The sequence below is a fragment of the Thermoanaerobacter wiegelii Rt8.B1 genome, assembly GCF_000147695.2.
Lineage (GTDB): Bacteria > Bacillota > Thermoanaerobacteria > Thermoanaerobacterales > Thermoanaerobacteraceae > Thermoanaerobacter > Thermoanaerobacter ethanolicus.
Genome location: NC_015958.1, coordinates 1,339,687 through 1,363,965, shown reverse-complemented (window position 1 = coordinate 1,363,965; position 24,279 = coordinate 1,339,687). Strand labels below are relative to the sequence as shown.

The following is a 24,279-nucleotide window of genomic DNA, read 5'->3' as shown; positions in this document are numbered from 1 at the left end:
AATAATAATGAACGCAGAATTCATAGAAGCTTTAAATTCTATCTGTGAGGAAAAAGGTATCCCAAAAGATACAATGTTTGAAGCAATAGAAGCTGCTTTAGTTTCTGCTTACAAGAAAAATTATGGAACTTCTCAAAACGTTAAAATTGTCATGGATAGAGAAACAGGAGATGTTAAAGTTTATGCACAAAAAACGGTAGTAGAAGAAGTCTACAATGACCTACTAGAAATAAGTTTAGAAGAAGCGAGAAAAATAAATAAAAAATATCAGATAGGAGATATAGTTGATATAGAAGTAACTCCTAAAAACTTTGGCAGAATTGCAGCACAAAACGCAAAACAAGTTGTGATTCAAAGGATTAGAGAAGCTGAAAGAAATGTAATTTATGAAGAGTTTTTAGCCAAAGAAACAGAAGTAGTAACAGGTATTGTAACTAGGGTTGACAAAAAAAATGTGTTAATTAATTTAGGAAGAGTAGAGGCTATATTAGGCCCATCAGAACAAATCCCGGGGGAAACTTTTGCACCGGGAGACAGAGTTAAAGTATATATTGTAGAAGTAAAAAAGACTACTAAAGGACCTCAGATTTTAATTTCTCGTTCTCATCCAGGACTTGTAAAAAGATTGTTTGAATTGGAATCCCCAGAAATTCAACAAGGGATAGTGGAAATACGGAGCATTGCCCGAGAGGCTGGTTCACGGACAAAAATGGCGGTTTTTAGCAGGGATGAAAATGTGGACCCTGTAGGAGCTTGTGTTGGATATAAAGGTGCAAGAGTACAAGCTGTTGTCAATGAACTAAAAGGAGAAAAAATAGATATAGTCAAGTGGAGTTCAAAACCTCAAGAATTTATAATGAACGCTTTAAGTCCAGCAAAGGCTTTGAGTATAGAAATTTTAGATGAAAAAGAAAAAGTAGCAAGAGTAATTGTACCTGATTATCAATTGTCTTTAGCAATTGGAAAAGAAGGACAAAATGCGAGGCTGGCGGCAAAGCTCACCGGTTGGAAAATAGACATAAAAAGCGAATCAATGGTAAAAAGTTAAGTGAGGTGAAAAGATGAAGACCAAAAAGGTTCCAATGAGAATGTGCTTAGGCTGTCAGCAGATGAAACCAAAAAAGGAATTAATACGCATTGTAAGACGAGCGAAAGATTCAGTTGTACAGGTGGATTTAACAGGTAAAGTGCCGGGAAGAGGTTGTTATATTTGCAAAGATATAAATTGTCTTGAAAAAGCTTTTAAAAACAAAAGGTTAGAAAAAGCGTTAGAAGTACCGATCTCTGATGAAATTTACGAACAATTAAAGAGGGAGATAGAGGATGAAGAATGACAGATTTCATTCTATGCTCGGAATAAGTAAAAAAGCGGGTAAACTTGTCTCTGGTAATTATAGTGTGGATAAATACCTTAAACTTAAGAAAGTTTTTTTAGTTGTATTGGCTACCGACGTGTCAAAGAATACTTTTAAAAAGTTTGCTACAATGTGTGAACGAAATAAAGTCCCGTACATTGTATATTCCACAAAAGAGTTATTGGCAAAAGCTATAGGAAGAGAAATGGTCGGGGTAATTGGTATTACAGATGAAGGATTAGCAAATGTATTATTAGATGCTGCAAAGGAGGAAAATTATGGAGGTGAATAATATGTCTAAAACAAGAGTTTATGAATTAGCAAAAGAATTAAATTTATCTAGTAAGGACCTTATATCCAAATTAAACGATTTGGATATAAAAGTTAAAAATCATATGAGCACATTGGAAGATGAAGAAGTAGAATTGATAATGGACTTATTAAGTGACAAAACACAACAAACAGAAGAAGTCAATCAACAAAAGGAAGAAGAAGATATATTTGAGGACAATTTAGAAGACATAGAAGAAGAAAGAGTTTATAAAAAGAGTTTTAAAAAAGGTGGCAAAAAAAATAAGAAGAATAACAAAAAAGCGGTTTTAACAGAAGAAAAAGAAGAGGACGAAATTAAAATAATCACTATTCCTGAGTTTTTGACTGTAAAAGAATTAGCAGAAAAAATGAAAGTTAATCCTACAGAGATAATTAAAAAGTTAATTGCAAAAGGAATAATGGTTACAGTAAATCAACAAATTGACTTTGAAAATGCAGCTAAAATTGCTGAAGAATATGGATTTTTAGTAGATAAAGAGGAAGTAAAAGATGAATTAGAAATGTTATTAGAAGAAACGCCCGATGATGAAAAAGATTTGCAACCTCGTCCTCCTATTGTCACTGTAATGGGACATGTGGACCACGGTAAAACTTCTTTATTGGATGCCATCAGAAATACAAATGTCACTATGAAGGAAATGGGAGGAATTACACAGCACATAGGAGCTTCTGTAGTTGAGATAAATGATAAAAAAATTGTCTTTTTAGATACACCCGGCCACGAAGCTTTTACTGCTATGAGAGCAAGGGGAGCCAGCATCACAGATATTGTCGTGCTAGTAGTAGCCGCAGATGACGGTGTTATGCCTCAAACAGTAGAAGCAATAAACCACGTGAAAGCCGCCAATGTACCTATGATTGTAGCCATAAACAAAATAGATTTGCCGACTGCAAATCCAGATAGGGTAAAGACAGAGCTAAGTGAGTTAGGTTTAGTGCCAGAAGAATGGGGAGGAAATACAATTTGTGTACCTGTTTCTGCTAAGAAAAATATAGGTATAGATAATCTTTTAGAAATGATTTTGCTGGTTGCTGAAATGGAAGATTTAAAAGCTAATCCAAATAAGCCAGCAAGAGGCACTATAATAGAAGCAAAGTTAGAAAAAGGAAAGGGTCCTGTTGCAACTGTCATTGTGCAAAATGGAACTTTGCAAATAGGAGATGCTATTTTAGCAGGTACTGTTTATGGAAAAGTAAGGGCAATGTTTGACGATAAAGGCAGAAGAATTAAAAAAGCAGGGCCTTCTATGCCAGTGGAAGTTTTGGGCTTTTCTGAAGTACCAGAAGCCGGAGATAAGCTTATAGTAGTAGAGGACGAGAAAAAAGCAAGAGAATTAGCAGAAAGACGTAAAGAACTTCAAAAAGAAATGGAACTTAAACGCAAGCAAAAAGTTTCATTAGAGGACTTATTTAGTCAAATACAGGAAGGTAGTGTAAAAGAGTTAAATATTATCATAAAAGCGGATGTTCAAGGTTCAGTAGAAGCACTAAAAAAATCCATTGAAGACTTAAGCAACGAAGAAGTTAGAATAAAGGTAATACACGGAGCAGTAGGCGCAATAACTGAAACGGATGTTATGCTTGCATCAGCTTCTAATGCCATAATAATAGGTTTCAATGTAAGACCAGAGACTAACGCTAAAAATCTCGCAGAAAAAGAAAAGGTAGATATAAAGCTTTATCGAATTATATATGAGGCTATTGAAGATATCAAAGCTGCTATGAAAGGTCTGTTGGAGCCAAAATATAAAGAAGTAGAGCTAGGAAGAGCAGAAGTTAGAGCTGTTTTCAGAGTACCTGGTGTAGGAAATGTAGCTGGATGCTATGTGTTAAGTGGTAAGATTTTAAGGAATTCTGATATACGTGTAGTAAGGGATGGTATTGTAGTTTATGAAGGTAAAATTGCTTCTTTAAAGAGGTTTAAAGACGACGTAAGAGAAGTACAACAAGGATTTGAATGCGGTATAGGTATAGATAGGTTCAATGACATTAAAGAGGGGGATATAATAGAAGCTTACCAAATGGAAGAAATTCCTCGTTGAAAGGATGAGTATAATGCAGTACAGGAATAGTCGACTTTCAGAAGAAATGAAAAGAGAAATAAGTAAAATGATTTTAGAAGAAATTAAAGACCCAAGAATTAAAGCAATGGTTAGTATAACTGACATAGAAGTTACTAAAGATTTGAGATATGCTAAAGTTTATGTAAGTATTTATGGAAGTGAAGAAGATAAACAAGAAACTTTTGAAGGGCTAAAAAGTGCAGCTGGCTACATCAGACACGAAATTGGAAGAAGAATAAAAATGAGATATACTCCTGAAATTATCTTTGAATTGGATCGATCAATAGAATACGGAGCTTATATTTCTGAAATATTAAAAGAACTAAACAAGCAAGAGGGTGATGGTAATTGATATTAATTGATGCAATAAATCACATAAAAGATGCTAAAAGTGTAATTGTAGTATCTCACATTGCACCCGATGGAGATGCTATAGGCACTGTTACAGGAATGTATAAAGTATTAAAAAAAATGGGAAAAGAAGTAGATGTATTCATAGATGACGAAATCCCTGAAATGTACAACTTTGTTCCTAATGTAGATAAAATATCAAGACCATTTTATAAAGAGGCAGACGTGGTTTTGATTTTTGACTGTGCTGATGAAGAAAGATTGGGCAATACCAAAGAACTTTTAAAAACTTCTGCTGTAACTATTAATGTTGACCATCACATTTCAAATACTTTGTATGCCAAATTGAATTATGTAGATACTAACGCAGCAGCGACAGCAGAAATAGCCTATCAAATTGTTAAATTGTTAGGAGTAGAATTTGATGAAGAAATAGCTACAAGTTTCTATACAGCGATTTTGACAGATAGTGGTGGATTTATGTACGAATCAACTACTTCTATAACTCATCAAATAGCTGGGGACTTAATAAACAATGGTGCTAAATTTAAAGAAATAGGAGATAAAGTTTTTAATACTCTCAAGTTCAACAAAGCAAAACTTTTAGGAAGAGCCTTAAATAGTCTTACATTATATAAGGGCGGAAAAGTTGCTTATATGGAAATTTTAAAAAAGGATTTCCAAGAAACAAACACAAACCTTTCACATATAGAAAATATTATCACGTATGCTAGAAATATTGAAGGAGTGGAAGTAGCAGTACTATTAGTAGAAAAAGAAGAAGAGATAAAAATTAGTCTAAGGTCAAAAGAAAAAATAGATGTAAATAAAATTGCGAATATTTTTGGCGGTGGAGGACATGTAAGGGCTGCTGGATGTAGCATCAAAGGAAATATCCAAGAAGCCAAAGAAAAAATTTTACAGGCAATATTCAAAGAGTTAGAGGGATAAAAATTGGAAGGAGTACTCAATATTTTAAAGCCCCCTGGTATGACTTCCCATGATGTTGTAGATTTTATTAGGAAAATCTATAATATACGAAAAGTAGGCCATACAGGAACATTAGACCCAGATGCAGCAGGAATACTGCCTGTTTGTGTAGGAAATGCCACTAAATTTGTCTCTTATCTTCTTGAGCACGACAAAAGATATAGATTTGAAATAACCTTTGGCTTTACTACAGACACTTTGGATAAAAGTGGCAAAATTGTAAAAGGCGGACCTGTAAGGATTCTGAGGGAAGAAGAATTAAGGCAAGTCTTAAATGAATTTAAAGGGAGAATAAAACAAATTCCTCCAATGTATTCTGCAAAGAAAATAAAAGGAAAAAAGTTATACGAATATGCAAGAGAAGGAAAGACAATTGATATTCCACCTATTGAGGTTACCATATATGATATTGAATTAGTTGAATATGAACCACCTTATCGGGTATTAATAGATGTGAAATGTTCTAAAGGCACCTATGTGAGAGCTTTAGTAAGAGATATATGCGAAAAATTAAACATGCCGGGATATATGTCTATGTTGATAAGAACAGAGGTTGGTGCTTTTAAAATAGAAAATGCTTATACTCTTGAAGAAATAAGGGAAAAGAAAGTATTATTGCAGCCAATAGATAAGTTTATTGAATTACCTTCTGTACAATTAAACAAAATGGAAGCTGAAAAAATTTTAAAAGGCCAATTTATTCAAAATAGATATCCTATTGAAACTTCACTTTTGAAGTTATATGATAATTATGGTAAATTTCTCGGCATTGGGATTTTAGAGCGAAACAAAATCCGTCCAAAAAGACTTCTTTGAGGGGGAAATGATAATTTGCAGATTGTTGATGAAAGCAATGCATCAAAATACAAAGAGGCCAAAGTAATAGCTTTAGGCAATTTTGATGGAGTTCATATAGGTCACCAGGAATTAATTAAGCAAGCAATAGCTCTTTCTAAAGAGAATAACTTAGCGAGCGCTGTTTTCACTTTTAAACAGCATACTTCAAAAATTTTAACCCCTGACAGGCAACCAGAGCTTATAACTACTTATCAAAAAAAGGTAGAAATTTTAAAGCAATTTAACCTTGATTACGGAATATTTTTTGACTTTACTGAAAGTTTTTCTAAATTAACTGCTGAAGAATTTATAAAAAAATTTTAGTAGAGCTATTAAACATTAAAATAGCAGTGGTAGGATATAACTATAGATTTGGTTACAAAGCTTTAGGGAATGTAAATACATTAAAAAAATATTCCAAAATATATTCATATAAAGTTTATGTTATCCCACCAGTTATAAGGGAAGGTATTGTAGTAAGCAGCAGCTATATCAGGGAATTAATAAAATCCGGTAAAATTGAAGAGGCAAATAGTTTATTAGGACGTTTTTTCTCCTTGCGAGGAAAAGTGATTCATGGACAAGAAATTGGGCGAAAATTAGGTTTCCCTACTGCTAATCTGCAAATATCAGAAGATTTGGTTTTGCCAAAAGCAGGAGTATATGTAACGCGAGTAAAAATAGAAGACAAATTTTATATAGCTGTCACAAATGTTGGCTCGAAGCCTACTTTTGGTGGCAAAAACATTTCTGTCGAATCTTACATTTTAGATTACAATGAAAATTTATATGATAAATATTTAGAAGTTGAATTTATAACAAGAATAAGAGATGAAATTAAATTTCAAAATTTAGAAGCCTTAAAAGAACAAGTTTTTAAAGATATTAATTATGCTAAAAACTTCAAAAATATTTTACAACAGAAACATTATGTGATAAAATAAAATAGCGAATTTACCTTATGCTTTGATATCCGTATCTCCGGCGGTATTCTATGCATAAGGCGTATTCTAAAAGATGGAGGTGAAAAAAGTGCTGGACAAAGAAAGAAAGGCAGAAATAATCAATAAGTTCAAGCTCCACGATACTGACACAGGTTCTCCAGAAGTTCAAATTGCCCTTTTAACTGAGAGAATAAATAACTTAAATGCTCATTTGCAAGTTCATAAAAAAGACCATCATTCAAGAAGAGGTCTTCTTAAAATGGTTGGGCAAAGAAGGGCACTGTTAAATTATTTAATGAAAACAGATATGGAGAGGTATCGTGCCATTATTGAAAAATTAGATTTAAGAAAATAGAGCGAGATACCTCGCTCTATTTTCTACAAAATTTTACGAAAGGAGGATAACATGGAAGAACGAACTTTTGAAATGGAACTAGCCGGGAGAAAGTTGTTAGTCCAGACAGGAAAAGTAGCTCAACAAGCAAATGGAGCAGCTTGGGTAAAATACGGGGATACTGTCGTTCTAGTTACTGTCTGTGCTTCCAAAGAACCCCGAGAAGGAATTGACTTTTTTCCTTTAACCGTTGAGTATGAAGAAAGATTGTACTCTGTCGGTAAAATTCCTGGTGGTTTCATAAAAAGAGAAGGGAAACCTAGTGAAAAGGCAATTCTCTCTGCTCGGTTAATTGACAGACCAATTAGGCCTTTATTTCCCCATGGTTATAGAAATGACGTACAAGTTATAGCTACAGTTTTATCTGTTGACCCTGACGTACAACCAGAAATAGTCGCAATGATTGGTTCGTCTGTTGCTCTTTCAATTTCTGATATTCCTTTTAATGGTCCTACAGGAGCGGTAGCAGTAGGATTAGTCGATGGGCAATTTATAATTAATCCTAACCATGAGCAAAGAGAAAAAAGCTTAATGCATTTGGTGGTTTCAGGAACGAAAGATGCTATTGTAATGGTGGAAGCAGGGGCAAAAGAGGTTCCTGAAGAAACTATGCTAGATGCTATAATGTATGCTCACGAATATATCAAACAGATTATAGGGTTTATAGAAGAAATAGTTAAAGAAGTAGGTGTTCCGAAAAGCGAAGTAATTTTACATGAAATAGACAAAGAACTAGAAGAAAAAGTAAGAGCCTATGCAACAGAAAAAATATACAATGCGTTAAGAACAGCAGAAAAGAAAGAGAGGAACGACAACTTAGATAAAGTTGAACAAGAAGTTTTAGAGCACTTTAAAGAAGAATATCCTGATAATCTTGCTGATATAGATGAAGTACTTTACAATATAATGAAAGAACAAATGCGAAAAATGATAACAGAAGAAAAAATAAGAGTAGATGGCAGAGGCCTTGACGACATAAGGCCAATATGGTGCGAAGTAGGAGTGCTACCCAGAACTCACGGTTCAGCGATTTTCACAAGAGGACAAACTCAAGTGCTTACAGTAGCAACATTAGGTGCATTAGGAGATATTCAGATTTTAGATGGCATAGGAGATGAAGAAGCAAAAAGATATATGCATCATTACAATTTTCCACCATACAGTGTTGGAGAAGTAAGGCCTCTAAGAGGTCCCGGTAGAAGGGAAATTGGCCATGGAGCTTTAGGAGAAAGGGCTTTAGAACCGGTGATTCCTTCTGAAGAGGAATTTCCCTATACCATAAGATTAGTGTCGGAAGTTTTAAGTTCCAATGGTTCTACTTCTCAAGCTAGTGTTTGTGGCAGTACTTTAGCTTTAATGGATGCGGGAGTTCCAATAAAAGCTCCAGTTGCAGGAGTAGCTATGGGGCTTATCAAGGAAGGAGATGTAGTTTCTGTACTCACTGATATACAAGGAATTGAAGACTTTTTAGGCGATATGGACTTCAAAGTAGCAGGCACAGAAAAGGGAATCACAGCGATACAAATGGATATAAAAATTCCTGGAATTGACAAAGAAATTTTAAAAATGGCTTTAGAAAAGGCCAGAAGGGGTAGACTATACATTCTCAGCAAAATGTTAGAAGTTATAAAAGAGCCGAGAAAACAGTTATCAGTATACGCACCTCGTGTTATAAGGATGGTAGTTGACCCTGAAAAAATTAGAGAAATAATCGGACCTGGTGGCAAAACCATAAGTAAAATTATTGCAGAAACGGGAGTAAAAATTGATATTGAAGAAGACGGCAGGTTATACATTACTGCTTCTGATTTGAGATCTGGCGAAAGAGCTAAGCAAATGATTGAGGCTATAACAAAAGATATAGCAGTAGGAGAAATTTATTTAGGAAAAGTGCTTAGAATAACACCCTTTGGAGCTTTTGTAGAAATTGCTCCTGGCAAAGAAGGACTTGTCCACATTTCTAAGCTATCAAAAAAACGGGTACAAAAAGTAGAAGATGTAGTAAAAGTTGGCGATAACATATTGGTAAAAGTCACAGATATAGACAAACTCGGAAGAATAAGCCTTTCAAGAAAAGACGCATTGCCTGATGAAGAGGAAGAAGAAAGAAACTAAAGGCATAAACCGACCCACGGTTTATGTTTTTTATTTTTTAGTAATATATTCGCCGCCTGTTTGAATAAAATTAAAGTGAGAATATCAACGGGTGGTGTTATAATGAAAATATTTTATATAAAATATCCTAAAAAAAGCTTTTGGATTATTTTTTCCTTAGCAATATTACTGCTCATCTTTTTAATTTACATAATTACACGCAGCGTTTCTGTTTTTAACAGCAATGAACCTATTTATAAAGGAGATACAAAGGAAAAAAAGATTGCCTTTGCTTGCAACGTCGCATGGGGAGATGAGTACATACCAAAAATGTTAGATATTTTTAAAGATAACAATATCCATATTACATTTTTTTTGAAGGAAAATGGGCAGAAAAAAATCCTGATGTTGTAAAAGATATTTATCAAAAAGGCCATGAAATCGGAAGTCATGGATACACACATGTAAAATATACAAATTTAAGTAGGCAACAATATGAAGAAGATATTAAAAAAAGCGGTGAAATTTTAGAAAAAATTACAGGAACAAAACCTACCCTTTTTGCACCACCGTATGGTGATTTCAATGAGGAAGTAGTAAAAGTAGCAGAACAATTAGGATATAAAGTTATTCTATGGAGTTTGGACACCATAGATTGGAATAATCCAAGTCCTCAAACAATTGTAGATAGAGTTATGACTAAATATCACAACGGTGCTATTGTGTTAATGCACCCTACTCAAAATACTGTGGAAGCATTGCCACAGATAATAAAACAACTTAAAGAAAAAGGTTATAAAATAACTAAAGTATCGGAAGTAATTGTAGATAACAATTAAATTTGCTATAATAATAATTAAATTTGCAAAGGAGGATAAAATGTACGAACAAAAGATTATTGAAGGAGTAAAAGTTGTAACTTGTAAAATTCCTCACGCATATTCTGTATACATAGGGATATGGATTAAAGCAGGCTCTATGTACGAACATAAAGCTATAAACGGAATATCTCATTTTATAGAACACATGGTTTTTAAAGGTTCTAAGCTAAGAAGTGCAAAGCAAATTGCGGAAGAAATGGATAGTATTGGTGGACAGTTAAACGGCTTTACTGAAAAAGAAAGTACCTGTTTTTATATAAAAGTCTTAAATACTCACGTAAAACAAGGTCTTGATATACTTTTTGATATGGTATTTAACCCTGCCTTTAAAGAAGAAGACATAGAAAAGGAAAAGCAAGTCATCTTTGAAGAAATATTGGCAGAATTAGATTCTCCTGAAGACGTAGCTTATAATCTTTTAGCAAAAACAATATGGAAAGGACATCCCTTGTCTTTCCCTGTACTTGGTACTTTTTCTACTATTAAAAAGCTAAACAAAGAACAAATTGTAAATTATTATAATGCCCATTATAACAAAGATAACATAGTCATTTCTATAGCAGGAAATTTTGGCGATGATATCTATGAAATACTGCAAAAATATTTATCAAAAATTCAAAAAACTAATGTTATTTCTCAATTAACTTCTCCAATTTGGCATAAAAACAAAGCTTTTTATGAAAAAGATTTTGAACAGGTAAATTTATGTATTGGTTTACCTGGGATAACTTATGACTTAAGGAAAGTATATGCTTTAGCCGTCATTAATAATGCTTTTGGTGGAGGAATGAGTTCAAGACTATTTCAAAAAATAAGAGAAGATAAGGGATTGGTTTACTCGATTTATTCTTATCCTTCTACCTATCACCATGCTGGGGTTTTTTCTATTTTTGCTAGTATGAACGCTAATAATTTTAGAAAGGTATATGGCTTAATTTTGCAAGAAATAGAAGATGTGTATTCAAAAGGTTTAGCAAAAGAAGAGATTGATAAATTTAAAGAGCAACTTCGCATAAATGTATTAATGGATTTAGACAGTATAAGCAGTAGAATGAGCACAATAGGAAAATCCATGCTTTTATTTAATAAAGTGCATACTGTAGAGGAAATACTTCAAACAATAGATAACTTAACTTACGAGGAAATAAATGACTTAGCTAAAAAAATTATAAATCCTGATGACATGAGCATAGCCGTGGTTGGAAAACTAAACAAAAGAGATAAAGGGTGGTTAGAAAATGTCCATAATACTTAAGATTAAAAAAACTGATGATGCTAAAGACTTACCTTTGCCTGCTTATATGAGTGAAGGAGCCGCTGGCATGGATTTATATGCTAATGTTAAAGAGGAAGTCATATTACAACCTGGCGAAATAAAACTAATTCCAACAGGTATACAAATTGAACTTCCTCCAAATTTTGAGGCCCAAATAAGGCCAAGAAGCGGCCTAGCTTTAAACTACGGAATAACTCTTTTAAATACTCCTGGTACAATTGATTCCGATTACAGAGGAGAAATAAAATTGATAGTCATCAATTTAGGAAAAGAAGCAGTCAAAATCGCAAGGGGACAAAGAATTGCTCAAATGGTAATCAATCAAATAGTAAGACCAACAATAGTCGAGGCAGAAATCCTTTCAGAAACTAAAAGAGATGAAGGAGGATTTGGCCATACCGGTATATAAGGAGGGGTTCTATGCGGTTAAGCGAATTTGGAAATAAAGAAATTGTAAATTTAACGGATGGAAGAAGATGGGGATTAGTAGAAGATTCAGATTTAGTTATTGATGAAGAAACAGGAAGGATTCATTCAATAATAGTATATGAATCAAAAGGTTTATTTAGAGGAAAGACAAACTATATTGAAATAAGTTGGGACTCTATAAGAAAAATTGGTGACGATATGCTTATTGTGGAATTCGAAGAAAAGAAAAGACGGTTTTATTAAAAATATTACTTTTCTTTATCACTTTAATGAAGTATAATAATATAAAATGTCTCAACTTAGATACCTTCAAAAGGAAAGGATGAGAACGTGAAAATATTGGTACAAAAATTTGGTGGAACTTCTGTATCAACACCTGAGAGAAGAGAGAAGGCTGCCTCAAAAGTAATTGAGGCAGTTAAAAACGGTTTTAGCGTGGTAGTAGTAGTTTCTGCAATGGGAAGAAATGGAGATCCTTATGCCACAGACACTCTAATAAACATGGTTAAATCAATAGATAGCAATATTTCAAAACGAGAATTAGATTTATTGATGAATTGTGGTGAAATAATCTCCAGTGTGACTTTTGCTGCAACCCTATCAAAGAAGGGTTATAAAGCAAAAGTATTTACCGGAGGACAAGCAGGCATTATAACAGATGATAATTTTGGCAATGCGGAAATTATAAAAGTAGAACCAACAAGACTTTTAGAAAGTTTAAAAGAGGGAATTATTCCTGTAGTAGCAGGTTTTCAAGGTATCACAGAAGAAGGAGATTTAACTACGTTAGGGCGAGGAGGCAGTGATACAACTGCTGCTCTTTTAGGTGAAGCTCTAAAAGCTTCCGCGGTAGAAATATATACAGATGTAGATGGAATAATGACAGCAGATCCTCGCATTGTTTCAAAAGCTCATATTTTGAAAAAAATAAGTTATAATGAAGTATTCCAATTTGCAGAACAAGGAGCAAGGGTAGTACATCCTAGAGCGGTAGAAATAGCAATGAGAGGTAATATACCCCTTGTTATAAAAAATACCATGTCAGACAGTCCAGGTACCATTATAACTCAATATAATGAGGCTTACGATAATATTTACGATATAGACAAATTAGTCACTGGAATTGCCAATATGGACCATAGAGTTCAAATCGTGCTAGAAAACAGTGAAAATGCAGAAAGTATATTCGAAACAATTGCAGAAGAAAAAATAAGCATTGACCTTATTAATATTTTTCCTGAAAAACAAGTTTTTACAATATCAGAGATGGATTTTAAAAAGTTACAAAAACTTCTTGAAGAAAACAATATAAAATATTCCTACAGAACTAATTGCTCAAAAGTCTCTATAATTGGTAATAGAATAAGAGGCGTTCCAGGAGTAATGGCAAGAGTAATAAAGGCATTATCAAGGCATAATATAGAAATTTATCAAACAGCTGACTCTCATAATACTATTTCTTGCCTTGTAAGTCAAGATAAAGCTGAAGAAGCAGTTAGAGTTCTACATGACGAATTTAATCTTTAAAAGGGAAGCGCATACTATTGCGCTTTTTTTTATACTAATTATTAGGAGCGTGATAAAGATGAGCAATTTTTTAAAAAATGAAGAAACAGAACAACCTCAGACTTTACCACATGTTCAGGAGAATTTAAAAAATTTAGGCCAGACAAACGTACCTAATTTTGAAAGCAATATTCATTGTCTTACTATAATAGGGCAAATTGAAGGCCACATGATACTGCCTCCACAAAACAAAACCACAAAATATGAACACATAATACCACAATTGGTAGCAATAGAAGAAAACCCTAATATAAAAGGAGTTTTGATTTTATTAAATACTGTAGGAGGAGATGTGGAAGCAGGTCTTGCTATTGCAGAAATGATAGCAAGCCTTTCTAAGCCTACTGTATCTATAGTATTAGGTGGAGGTCACAGTATCGGGGTGCCTTTAGCAGTTTCAGCAAATTATTCTTACATAGTGCCAAGTGCTACCATGACAATACACCCTATCAGAATGACAGGATTAATAGTAGGAGTTCCCCAAACTTTTGATTATTTCAACAAAATGCAAGATAGAATAGTAGAGTTTATTGTGCGAAATTCAAAAATAAAAAGAGATACTTTTATGAAGCTTATGCTTAAAACTGGAGAATTAGCCAACGACATAGGAACAATCTTAGTTGGAAAAGAAGCAGTAGATTACGGTTTGATTGACGAAATAGGGGGTATCAAAGAAGCTTTAAAGAGGTTACACAATATGATAGAAGAAAGAGAAAAAAAGAAAGGTGAAGAATAATGTTATATACAATAATTCCCTATGAATTAATTTTTGAAAAAAGAGAAGATATACCCACCAATTACATAGAACTAAAGATGGGGAATAAGCAGTTAGTAGTAGAAAAACTCTCAAATGGAAATTATATAATTCAAAGAATGTATTCTACTAATCCTTTTGATTACCTAGACGCAAAATATACTCCAGGAAGCATGATAAGTATTTATTAGAAAAATTTTTGTGTTATAATAGATGTGTTTAAAAAATTAGCACATCTATTTTTTTGTTGCTATTTTACATAATTAATACTAAAATTTTTATAGAAGAAATTATAAACAGGTGGTATATATGATTGATAAAAAACAAAAGTCTCTCAAAAACGAAATCATTGGAATTATATTTTTGGCTTTTACACTTATTTCTTTTTTAAGCCTTTATACAGATACAACTGGTGCTATAGGTAAAAACATAGGAATTTTTTTAAAGGGTTCTTTTGGGATAGGTTCTTATGTTGTATCTGCTTTACTTTTAGTATTTGCGTTGATGTTTCTTTTCAATAATCGAGATTTTATAAAATTACATAAAGCTGCAGCACTTTTTGGACTTTTTCTAACCCTCATAAGTTTAGATCATTTGTATTATTTCCCTTCTAATGAAGGATTAAAAAATTATATTTTAGCTGCTTACACTAATGGTATAAACAATATGGGTGGAGGAGTTGTTGCTGCCTTACTGGTATATTTTCTAGTAAAACTTTTGGGTATCACAGGAAGCTATATATTATTGTTTTCTTCTTTGGCAATTTTTATAGTGCTTATTACAAATGTATCTATCGTAAACCTGATGGAATCTTCCTATCAGAAGTTTAAACAACGTAAAAAAAAGATAAAAAAAACAGACCATGAGAAGGAAGTAATTTCTACCTCTACTTCTCAGGAGGATTTCACACCTTTAATTGAAGAAAATATAACAGAAAAAAATAGAACAATCGATATAATTGAACAAGTAGAAGAAGAAAGAAAAATCTATGAAAAAGGTACAAAAGATAAAGAAGAGGTTATAGAAAGCGAGTATCTTCCTCCTCCTATAACCCTTTTAAAAGAGGCAATTCCCCCACCAAAAATAAAAAATGAAGTGTTAATGGAGAAAGTAAAAAAATAGAAGACACCCTTAAAAACTTCGGAGTTGATGCAAAAGTTATCCAAGTGACAAAGGGGCCTGCAATTACTCGTTTTGAATTGCAACCTAGTGCAGGAGTCAAAGTTAGCAGAATTGTGAGTCTAACAGATGACATTGCTTTAAGTCTAGCTGCGCCTTCTGTGAGAATAGAAGCGCCGATTCCTGGTAAATCTGCTATTGGAATAGAAGTCCCAAATGATAAAATAGCTCCAGTATATTTGAGAGAAGTAATAGATAGCAAAAAGTTTAGAAATTTTAAATCAGGCTTAGCAATTGGTTTAGGAAAGGATATCGCTGGTAATATTGTCATAGCAGATTTATCTAAAATGCCTCATTTGCTCATTGCAGGTGCTACAGGTTCTGGTAAAAGTGTTTGCATAAATTCTCTTATAGTGAGTTTGTTATACAAAGCCCCTCCACAACAGGTGAAAATGATATTGATAGATCCAAAAGTAGTAGAACTTAATATTTACAACGGCATTCCTCATCTCTTAACTCCGGTTGTCACAGACCCTAAAAAGGCAGCCGGTGTCTTAAATTGGGCAGTACAAGAAATGACTAAGCGTTATAATTTATTTGCCCAATATGGAGTTAGAGATATAGACAGCTATAACGAAAAATACAAAGAAAACAGCTTATATAAAATTGTAATCATAATTGATGAGCTTTCTGACTTAATGATGGTCTCTCCTGCAGAAGTAGAAGAATATATATTTAGGTTAGCTCAAATGGCAAGAGCAGCTGGCATTCATTTGGTCATTGCTACCCAAAGACCCTCTGTTGATGTAATAACGGGAGTTATTAAAGCCAACATCCCTTCAAGGATTTCTTTTGCTGTATCTTCTCAAATTGACTCAAGAACAATCTTGGATATGACAGGTGCAGAAAAACTTTTAGGAAAAGGCGATATGCTTTTTAACCCTATAGGAGCAGCAAAACCTATGCGAATTCAAGGAGCTTTTATCTCTGAAGAAGAAGTAGAAGCTGTAGTAAATTTCTTAAAAAATCATTCTAAGCCTCAGTACGAAGAAATAGAAATTGAGGAAAAGACAAATGGAAAAATTTTTGAACAACAAGAGGATGAGTTATTAGAAGATGCTATTTCTGTAATTTTAGAAACAGGGCAAGCTTCTATTTCAATGTTACAAAGAAGATTAAGAATTGGGTACGCGAGAGCTGCCCGAATTATAGATCAATTAGAGCAAAAAGGTATTATAAGCGGTTATGATGGTTCTAAGCCAAGGCAAATTCTTCTATCAAAAGAAGAAATAAAAAAATATTAGAAGAATCTTAAAATAGAAAGGAAATGCAGATGAAAAATGTAGGAATTATATCCCTTGGATGTCCCAAAAACACAGTTGATTCGGAAAAAATGTTAGCAATTTTAAAAGAAAAAGGTTATAACATAGTAAATGATAAAAATAAAGCTGACATACTCATTATAAATACTTGTGGCTTTATAGAGGATGCAAAAAGAGAGTCGATAGAGTACATCATTGAGATGGGAAAACTCAAAAACCGCAGGCTAAAATACCTTATTGCAACTGGTTGCTTGTCTGAAAGATATAATAAAGAATTATTAAAAGAACTTCCCGAATTAGATGCAGTAATTGGCACTGGAGATTTCCCCAAAATTGCAGAAGTAATAGAAGAAATAGAAAAAGGAAAAACTGTTTTAGAATATGGACACGCTAATTTACTAAATGATGAAGGAATACAGCGCATTTTAACTACGCCAAATTATTACACCTATTTAAAAATTGCAGAAGGTTGCAGCAATGCTTGTTCTTTTTGCATAATTCCAAAGATTAGAGGAAGATACAGAAGTCGCAAAATGGAGGACATACTTAGAGAAGCCGAGGAACTCGTCAAAAAAGGTGCAAAAGAACTTATACTCATTGCTCAAGACACTACAAAATATGGAGTAGACGTTTATAAAAAATTTATGCTGCCCCAACTTTTAAAAGAAATTTCTAAGATTGATGGTTTAAAGTGGATTAGGTTACTTTATGCATATCCTGATAGTGTAACAGAAGAACTTGTTGAAGAGATAAAAAACAATGAAAAAATAGTAAAATATATTGATATTCCGCTACAACATTCTCATGATGAAGTCCTAAAAAGAATGAATAGAAATACTAATAGACAAAAAATAGAAGAGGTTATAAGTAGATTGCGTAGCATTCCAAACATGGTAATACGCACTACTTTTATGGTAGGCTTTCCTGGAGAAACAGAAGAAGAATTTGAGGATTTAAAACAATTTGTAAAAGAAAAAAGGTTTGAAAGAGTAGGAGTTTTCACATATTCTCGAGAAGAGGGAACTAAATCGTATTATATGAAGCCCCAAATTAAAAAGAATGTCAAAATTAAAAGACAACAAGAATTGATGGAAATACAAAAAGAGATTTCCTATCAGCATAATCTTTCAAAAATAGGGAAGCAGTTAGAGGTATTAATTGAAGGTTTTGAAGATGGAATATATTATGGCAGAAGTTATATGGATGCCCCTGAGATTGATGGTGTTGTTTATGTAAAAAGCGACAAAAAACTCAAAGCTGGAGATTTTGTGGTAGCAACTATAACAGATGCCTATGAGTACGATTTGGTGGGGGAATATTAATGAACTTAGCAAACAAACTTACAATGTTAAGACTTTTTTTAATACCTATTTTTATGTTTTTTATGCTTGTCAGAGGGCCCTACAATGATTTTATAGCTGCAGGAATATTTGCACTTGCAGCATTGACCGACAAATTTGATGGATATGTGGCAAGAAAGTTTAATCAAATAACTAATTTTGGGAAACTTATGGACCCACTGGTAGACAAAATAATGGTTTCTTCTGCTTTAATAGCCTTAGTACAAATGGGACGCATTCAAAGTTGGATTGTAGTAGTTATATTAGCAAGGGAATTTTTAATAACAGGTGTTAGGACAGTTGCTGCTGATAAGGGAATTGTCATTGCTGCCAGTAATTACGGGAAATACAAAACTACTTTTCAAATGATAGCAGTAATTGCACTGATGCTTAATAATTACCCTTTTAGCCTTATGAATTTTCCCTTCGACACTATAATGGTGTATATAGCTTTAATTTTGACAATTTATTCGGGTGTAGATTATATTATAAAATCTAAAAATTTATTCAAAGATTAAAGAGGTGTTTTAATTGAAAGGAGAAATTATTTCTGTTGGCACAGAGCTTTTATTAGGACAAATTTTAAATACTAACGCTAAATATTTATCTGAAAAATTGGCTCTTTTGGGCATAGATATATATTTCCATACTAACGTTGGAGATAACGAAGAAAGATTAAAAGAATGTTTAAATATCGCTTTTAACCGCTCTGACCTTATAATAACAACAGGTGGATTAGGCCCTACTGTTGATGACATTACAAAAGAGACAGTGGCTTCTTTTTTAGGTATTCCTCTTGTAGAAAATCTAGAAGCAAAAGAAGAGATAATAAGATTTTTTGAAAAAGTAGGACAAACACCTACCATGAACAACTTCAAACAAGCCTTTTTCCCAGAAGGTGCAAAAATCTTGCCAAATAAAAATGGAACAGCTCCTGGCTGTATAATAGAAAAAGATAACAAAATCATCATAATTTTGCCTGGTCCACCTTCTGAGCTAATTCCGATGTTTGAGGAATCTGTATATCCTTATCTTAAAAGCAAAACTAATGAAACTATAAAGTCTCGAGTAATCAAAATATTTGGCTTAGGTGAATCAAAAGTAGAGGAAATGGTAAAACCTCTTTTGTTTAATTCTAATCCTACTGTTGCTCCTTTAGTAGGTGATGGATACGTAACTTTGAGAATAACTGCAAAAGGACATGATGACAAAGAAATTTTAGAAATGATTGAGGATATGGAATCAAGGATTAGAGGTATCATAGGTGACTATATATACGCTGTAGATGAGGAAGAAATGGAAGAAGTCGTGATAAAATTACTACAGAAAAACAAATTAACTCTTGCTGTCTCTGAATCTTGTACAGGTGGTTTATTGGCAAAAAAGATAACAGATGTATCAGGGGCTTCAAAAGTCTTTAATTTAGGTGTTGTTTCTTACAGCAATGAAGCTAAAGAAAATATCTTAGGGGTTAGAAAATCTACTTTAGAGTCTTATGGAGCAGTAAGCCATGAGACAGCAAAAGAAATGGCAGAAAATATAAGAAAATTGGCCAATGCTGATTTTGGTTTGTCTACTACTGGAATTGCAGGACCTACAGGTGGAACACCTGAAAAGCCCGTAGGATTAGTGTATGTGGGTTTTGCTACCAATGAAAAAGTCTATGTAAAAAAACTAATGTTAAGTGGTGATAGAAGTAAAATAAGGACGAGGACAGTACTACATGCTTTAGACATTGTAAGAAGATATCTTCTGGGAATAAAAATTGACTAGTTATGTCCCTTAATATATAATTAATTTAATACAATACCTTGTATTCTTGGGAGGTAAATAATAAATGATAGAAAAACAAAAGGCTTTAGAAATGGCTATAAGTCAGATAGAGAGGCAGTTTGGCAAGGGCTCTATCATGAGATTGGGAGATACTGCAAAATTGAATGTAGAAGTAATACCTACAGGTTCTCTTGAATTAGACATTGCTTTAGGTGTCGGAGGAGTTCCAAGGGGAAGGATAATAGAAATTTTTGGCCCTGAGTCTTCAGGAAAAACTACCTTAGCGCTACATATGATAGCAGAAGCACAAAAAATGGGAGGAACGGGTGCTTTTATAGATGCAGAACATGCTCTTGATCCTGTATATGCAAAAAATCTTGGGGTCAATATTGAGGATTTATTGGTGGCGCAGCCTGATACGGGCGAACAAGCCTTAGAAATTGCAGAAGCCCTTGTTAGAAGTGGTGCTGTTGACATAATTGTGATAGACTCTGTTGCTGCTTTAGTACCTAAGGCGGAGATTGATGGTGAAATGGGAGATAGCCATGTAGGGCTTCAAGCGAGACTGATGTCTCAAGCTTTGAGAAAATTAGCAGGGGTTACTAGTAAGTCTAAAACTATTGTGGTCTTTATAAACCAGCTTAGAGAAAAAGTAGGTGTTATGTTTGGAAATCCTGAAACAACCCCTGGAGGAAGAGCACTGAAATTTTATGCCACAATAAGACTAGATGTGAGAAAAGTAGATGCAATAAAGCAGGGAAATGAGATAATCGGCAATAGAACGCGTGTCAAAGTTGTAAAAAATAAAATTGCTCCGCCTTTTAAACAAGCAGAATTCGATATAATGTATGGAGAAGGTATTTCAAGAGAAGGAAGCATTTTGGATATTGGCACAAGTATAGACATAATTGAAAAAAGTGGTGCTTGGTATTCCTATGGAGATATACGATTAGGGCAAGGAAGAGAAAACGCTAAGCAATTTTTAAAAGAAAACAAAGAAATCGCAGATGAAATTGAAAGAAAAATTAGAGAAAATTTCAATCTAGCTTATAATAAAATAAAATCCTCCCCTGATGCAATAGTAGAATGACCCCTTATTGTGGGGTTATTTTATTACAAAAGGAGAAATAAGCATGATAATAACTACTATAGAAAAGCAGAAAAAAAATAAAACGCAATATAATGTTTACATAGATGGAGAATATGCCTTTAGTTGCAATTTAGAAGATTTGATCTATTTAGGCATAAAGGAAGGAAAAGAACTAGATAGTGAACAGTATAATTATTATGTAAACTATACTGCAACAAGACAAGCGAGTGACTACGCATTTAAACTTTTATCAAGAAAAATGTTAACAGAAAAAGAACTTTCTCAAAAGCTTGAAATAAAAGGTTTTGAAGAGAATATTATAAAAAGTGTTATTGAAAAGCTGAAAAGCTATAACTATATCAATGACGAAGTTTATACCAAATTATTTATAGAACAAAAGATAAATCAACTGTATAGTAGGCGAAAAATTTATTACGAACTTGTAAAAAAAGGAATTAGTAAAGAATTGATCCAAGAAAGCTTAAACAATTTTTATCCTGAAGAAAAAGAAGTTGAAATAATAAAAAAAATAATTGAAAAAAAATTAAAATCCCAAGAAGAAACTAAAAAGTTAAAAAACTATCTTTACAACAACGGGTTTCAAATTGAAAATATTAGTGATGCCTTGAAAGAAAAGGATGGCAGTGTAAAATTTAAGTATGTGAAATGAAGCAGGAAAAATGGGGACAAATGTAGAAAAAAGACCTCACCACTCAAAAACGAAATAAAACAAAAATCAAAAGAAAGGTAAGGTCTAATATGTTAGATATTCGACACATAGTGGGGGCAATCCTTCCTTTTTGCAAATGGATTAATAAAAATAATAAAAGAAAGTAAAGACTTTTGTGAACTTGAATAAGGAATCCACAACCTCATGCAGAAGATATCCACTCAAATTTTTGCATGGGCTTTAGAAGAAATAGACACACAACTTATGAAGGGAAGAGAGAAGGAAGTATGGGAAGTAGTAGGATTTAGAGCGAAACAGGTTGTTAGTACCTTTGGAGAATTTATATAAAGGAGGCGTCTATACAGAAACAAAAAGAGAGGAGAGACAAAGTTTTTACTGGATGAATTATTAGATTTAAGATCTCGTTCACAAATAACACCGAAGTTAAGAGAAATAGCTGTAAAATTAGGTACAGAAATGCCTTTTAGGCGTGCGGCAGAAATATTAAACTATCTATTTCCTGGAATTAGTCCGATGCCGATCTGGAAAGGAGTGCAGGAAGTAGGAGAAGATTTAAGGGAAGACAGTGAAGAAAAGAGGAAAGAAGTTTTTGAAGATGGGAAGTTACCGAAAGGAGAGAAGGTTACAAAGAAGCTATACATAGAAAGCGATGGTGTAATAATAAGGCTACAAAGAGCGAATAAAAAGAGAGGAGAAATAAAACACATAATAGCCTATGAAGGGAAAAAAAGATAAGCGAAGGAAGATATAAATTAAAAGATAAACTAGTAGTAAGTGGATTAAGGAACAGTGAAGAAATATGGGAAGAGGTTTATGCAAAAGTGGGATACAAATGGGATATAGAAAATATAGAGGAAGTGTACATAGGAGGAGACGGAGCAGAATGGCCAAAAGAAGGATTAGAATACTTTCTGGGAGCAGAAATACAGACTAGATCCATCTTAACAAGCAGTTAACAGAAGCTCTTTGGCATGACGAAGAGATTTATAACAAGGCAAGAGAAGCAATTTATCAAGGTGACTTACAAGCGACAGAAGTAACATTAAGAGAAGCGATAAAAAGAACAAAGGGAGAACGAAAGGAAAAAATTATTAAGCTATTAAAATATTTGATTGACAACTGAGGAGGCATAATAAATTCACCTGGAGCAGAACGATTAGGAAGCATAGAAGGGCAAATACAACACAACATAGCTAGAAGGATGAAACGCCTTGGTTGCAGATGGACAAGAGAAGGTGGAGACAGGATGAATCATATATAAATTGCAATATTAAATGCAACACTTAATGAAAATCATGTAGATATAGGATTTGGGACAAATCATATATAACCTTAAGCCCATCTTAGTTAACAAATTGAGCGAAGGTCGTAATTTGTCAAGGGTTTAAGTCAGGCGAAGCCTGCCCCTTGACAAATCACGAGCGAGCTCTATACTTTATAAGAGATGGGCTTAACAGATTTTTGCCAGTTCCTCATAAAAGCATTCTTTAGGTGTTTTATAATTTAACAATTTTCGTGGAAGGTTATTAAGCCAATTTTCTACTCTCTTTATCGTATCTATAGATAAATCTTTAATACTTTTTCCTTTAGGGATAAAACGTCGTATAAGACCATTATGTCGTTCATTCGTAGCTCTTTCCCAAGATGAATATGGATGTGTATAATATACTTCTACACCATATTCTAAAAGAGTACTTTCTAAATCACTAAACTCTGTACCATTATCAGATGTTATGGTTTTAAATACTTTGTTTAAATTATCACCAAATATATCTTTTAATTTTGATAGTGCATCTTTAACAGATTTGCTGTCTTTTGCATCTAAAAGAAATATTATTTCATGGCGAGTCTTACGCTCTGTTAATGTCAAAAGGACCTTGTCATTAGACTTCTTGCCAATTAACGTATCTATTTCCCAATGTTCAAAAACTTCACGGCTTTCAGCTTCTTTAGGCCTAAAATCAATACTTTTACCCATAATACGTTTATTTTTACGGTTTTGTTTCTTCCTTGGTTTTAAACGTAGTTTTAAAGGTAAATCAATGTTTTTAACTTTTAATAATCCTCTATCTATATAGTTGTAGAGTGTTTTAGTACAAACAATGGTTTTATTATTCCAGCTTGGGTCCTTCTTACAATAACCTACAACTGCATCCGGCGACCATTTTTCATGTAATATTTTATTTTCAGCATATTTCAAAAAATCTTCTGCTTTAGCTGCTTTAAATTTAGCTCCACAATTTGAACGATTTTTTTCGTAGACAGCCTGACCAGTTTCAGGGAAATAGCTTGTATAAGAAGACAAATCACTTCTAAGTTGTGTAGTAGTTCCACGTTTAATTTCACGGCTTATGGTACTTGGAGATCGATTAAGTTTTTTAGCAATATACCGAATACTCCTTCCTTCCTTGAGTAATGCATAGATTTCTCCTCGTTCATAGCTACTTAAGTGTTTAAAAGAACGCTTTTTTGTGGTACAATTATTATGAACCATAGTGAAAATCCTCCTTGTATGATGTTGATTTGACACCTATATCATACATGATTTTCACTATGGTTTCTATTTTTTTATCTGTTGCATTTAATTATACAACTAACCTTTAAAAAAATTTACCTACGAAAACTTGACACGGACGAAAAGGATTTATAACTTGACATAATTTTGAAAAGGGTCTAA

Annotated in this window: 21 protein-coding genes and 4 pseudogenes; 24 read left to right on the top strand and 1 reads right to left on the bottom strand. The window is 33.2% G+C overall.

From position 1 onward, the window contains the following. The first annotated feature begins 7 nt into the window (after positions 1–7). The 24 genes and pseudogenes from nusA to THEWI_RS13900 all read left to right on the top strand — a co-directional run. Positions 8–1,048, top strand: a complete 1,041-nt coding sequence (nusA, locus tag THEWI_RS06725) for a transcription termination factor NusA (protein ID WP_003869135.1) — start codon at positions 8–10, stop codon at positions 1,046–1,048. A 13-nt stretch (positions 1,049–1,061) separates the two neighbouring features. Then, on the top strand, positions 1,062–1,334 hold the full coding sequence (gene rnpM, locus THEWI_RS06720; protein ID WP_003866750.1) for an RNase P modulator RnpM: 273 nt from the start codon (positions 1,062–1,064) through the stop codon (positions 1,332–1,334). Beyond that, positions 1,324–1,647, top strand: coding sequence for a L7Ae/L30e/S12e/Gadd45 family ribosomal protein (locus THEWI_RS06715; protein ID WP_003866751.1), 324 nt, complete (start codon positions 1,324–1,326; stop codon positions 1,645–1,647). The genes rnpM and THEWI_RS06715 overlap by 11 nt, the downstream gene beginning before the upstream one ends. Continuing rightward, entirely contained in the window at positions 1,634–3,730 is a 2,097-nt protein-coding gene (gene infB / locus THEWI_RS06710; protein ID WP_014062889.1) for a translation initiation factor IF-2, read from the top strand. The genes THEWI_RS06715 and infB overlap by 14 nt, the downstream gene beginning before the upstream one ends. A 13-nt stretch (positions 3,731–3,743) precedes the next feature. Next, the gene (gene rbfA / locus THEWI_RS06705; protein WP_014062888.1) at positions 3,744–4,103 is read left to right on the top strand and encodes a 30S ribosome-binding factor RbfA; all 360 of its coding nucleotides are present in this window, start codon (positions 3,744–3,746) and stop codon (positions 4,101–4,103) included. After that, entirely contained in the window at positions 4,100–5,053 is a 954-nt protein-coding gene (locus tag THEWI_RS06700) for a DHH family phosphoesterase (protein ID WP_014062887.1), read from the top strand. The genes rbfA and THEWI_RS06700 overlap by 4 nt, the downstream gene beginning before the upstream one ends. Before the next feature lie 3 nt (positions 5,054–5,056). Beyond that, positions 5,057–5,908 carry a tRNA pseudouridine(55) synthase TruB gene (gene truB / locus THEWI_RS06695; RefSeq protein WP_014062886.1) on the top strand — a complete coding sequence of 284 codons (852 nt, stop codon included), beginning with the start codon at positions 5,057–5,059 and terminating at the stop codon, positions 5,906–5,908. Positions 5,909–5,923: 15 nt separating this feature from the next. Beyond that, positions 5,924–6,873, top strand: a pseudogene (locus THEWI_RS15450) (bifunctional riboflavin kinase/FAD synthetase). A gap of 88 nt (positions 6,874–6,961) precedes the next feature. Next, entirely contained in the window at positions 6,962–7,228 is a 267-nt protein-coding gene (gene rpsO / locus THEWI_RS06685; RefSeq protein ID WP_014062884.1) for a 30S ribosomal protein S15, read from the top strand. Between the two features lie 51 nt (positions 7,229–7,279). Continuing rightward, on the top strand, positions 7,280–9,382 hold the full coding sequence (locus tag THEWI_RS06680; protein ID WP_014062883.1) for a polyribonucleotide nucleotidyltransferase: 2,103 nt from the start codon (positions 7,280–7,282) through the stop codon (positions 9,380–9,382). A gap of 102 nt (positions 9,383–9,484) precedes the next feature. Then, positions 9,485–10,200 (top strand): annotated as a pseudogene (locus THEWI_RS15445) (polysaccharide deacetylase family protein). Positions 10,201–10,240: 40 nt separating this feature from the next. After that, complete coding sequence (locus THEWI_RS06670; protein WP_014062881.1) at positions 10,241–11,497, top strand: M16 family metallopeptidase; 1,257 nt, start codon at positions 10,241–10,243, stop codon at positions 11,495–11,497. Continuing rightward, positions 11,481–11,927, top strand: coding sequence for a dUTP diphosphatase (gene dut / locus THEWI_RS06665; RefSeq protein ID WP_003869126.1), 447 nt, complete (start codon positions 11,481–11,483; stop codon positions 11,925–11,927). Before THEWI_RS06670 ends, dut begins: the two co-directional genes overlap by 17 nt. 11 nt (positions 11,928–11,938) lie before the next feature. Continuing rightward, on the top strand, positions 11,939–12,190 hold the full coding sequence (locus THEWI_RS06660) for a YlmC/YmxH family sporulation protein (protein WP_003869125.1): 252 nt from the start codon (positions 11,939–11,941) through the stop codon (positions 12,188–12,190). A gap of 87 nt (positions 12,191–12,277) precedes the next feature. After that, entirely contained in the window at positions 12,278–13,474 is a 1,197-nt protein-coding gene (gene dapG / locus THEWI_RS06655; RefSeq protein WP_014062880.1) for an aspartate kinase, read from the top strand. Positions 13,475–13,532: 58 nt separating this feature from the next. Continuing rightward, a complete protein-coding gene (locus tag THEWI_RS06650; protein WP_003869123.1) occupies positions 13,533–14,249 on the top strand; it encodes a ClpP family protease in 717 nt (238 codons plus the stop codon). Beyond that, positions 14,249–14,458: a YlzJ-like family protein gene (locus THEWI_RS06645; RefSeq protein WP_003869122.1), complete on the top strand. Its 210-nt coding sequence runs from the start codon at positions 14,249–14,251 to the stop codon at positions 14,456–14,458. The genes THEWI_RS06650 and THEWI_RS06645 overlap by 1 nt, the downstream gene beginning before the upstream one ends. A gap of 118 nt (positions 14,459–14,576) precedes the next feature. Further along, positions 14,577–16,690 (top strand): annotated as a pseudogene (locus THEWI_RS15440) (FtsK/SpoIIIE family DNA translocase). Positions 16,691–16,719: 29 nt separating this feature from the next. After that, the gene (gene rimO, locus THEWI_RS06635; protein WP_014062878.1) at positions 16,720–18,030 is read left to right on the top strand and encodes a 30S ribosomal protein S12 methylthiotransferase RimO; all 1,311 of its coding nucleotides are present in this window, start codon (positions 16,720–16,722) and stop codon (positions 18,028–18,030) included. Further along, positions 18,030–18,566, top strand: coding sequence for a CDP-diacylglycerol--glycerol-3-phosphate 3-phosphatidyltransferase (pgsA, locus tag THEWI_RS06630; RefSeq protein WP_014062877.1), 537 nt, complete (start codon positions 18,030–18,032; stop codon positions 18,564–18,566). Before rimO ends, pgsA begins: the two co-directional genes overlap by 1 nt. 13 nt (positions 18,567–18,579) lie before the next feature. Further along, on the top strand, positions 18,580–19,821 hold the full coding sequence (locus THEWI_RS06625; protein ID WP_014062876.1) for a competence/damage-inducible protein A: 1,242 nt from the start codon (positions 18,580–18,582) through the stop codon (positions 19,819–19,821). Positions 19,822–19,885: 64 nt separating this feature from the next. Next, complete coding sequence (gene recA / locus THEWI_RS06620) at positions 19,886–20,911, top strand: recombinase RecA (protein ID WP_003869117.1); 1,026 nt, start codon at positions 19,886–19,888, stop codon at positions 20,909–20,911. Between the two features lie 43 nt (positions 20,912–20,954). Next, entirely contained in the window at positions 20,955–21,581 is a 627-nt protein-coding gene (locus tag THEWI_RS06615) for a RecX family transcriptional regulator (RefSeq protein ID WP_014062875.1), read from the top strand. An 89-nt stretch (positions 21,582–21,670) separates the two neighbouring features. Then, positions 21,671–22,851: pseudogene (locus THEWI_RS13900) on the top strand (ISLre2 family transposase); the annotation flags it as partial. A 201-nt stretch (positions 22,852–23,052) separates the two neighbouring features. Here THEWI_RS13900 and THEWI_RS06605 read toward each other — a convergent pair. Further along, a complete protein-coding gene (locus THEWI_RS06605) occupies positions 23,053–24,096 on the bottom strand; it encodes an IS30 family transposase (RefSeq protein ID WP_014062874.1) in 1,044 nt (347 codons plus the stop codon). Positions 24,097–24,279 lie beyond the last annotated feature (183 nt).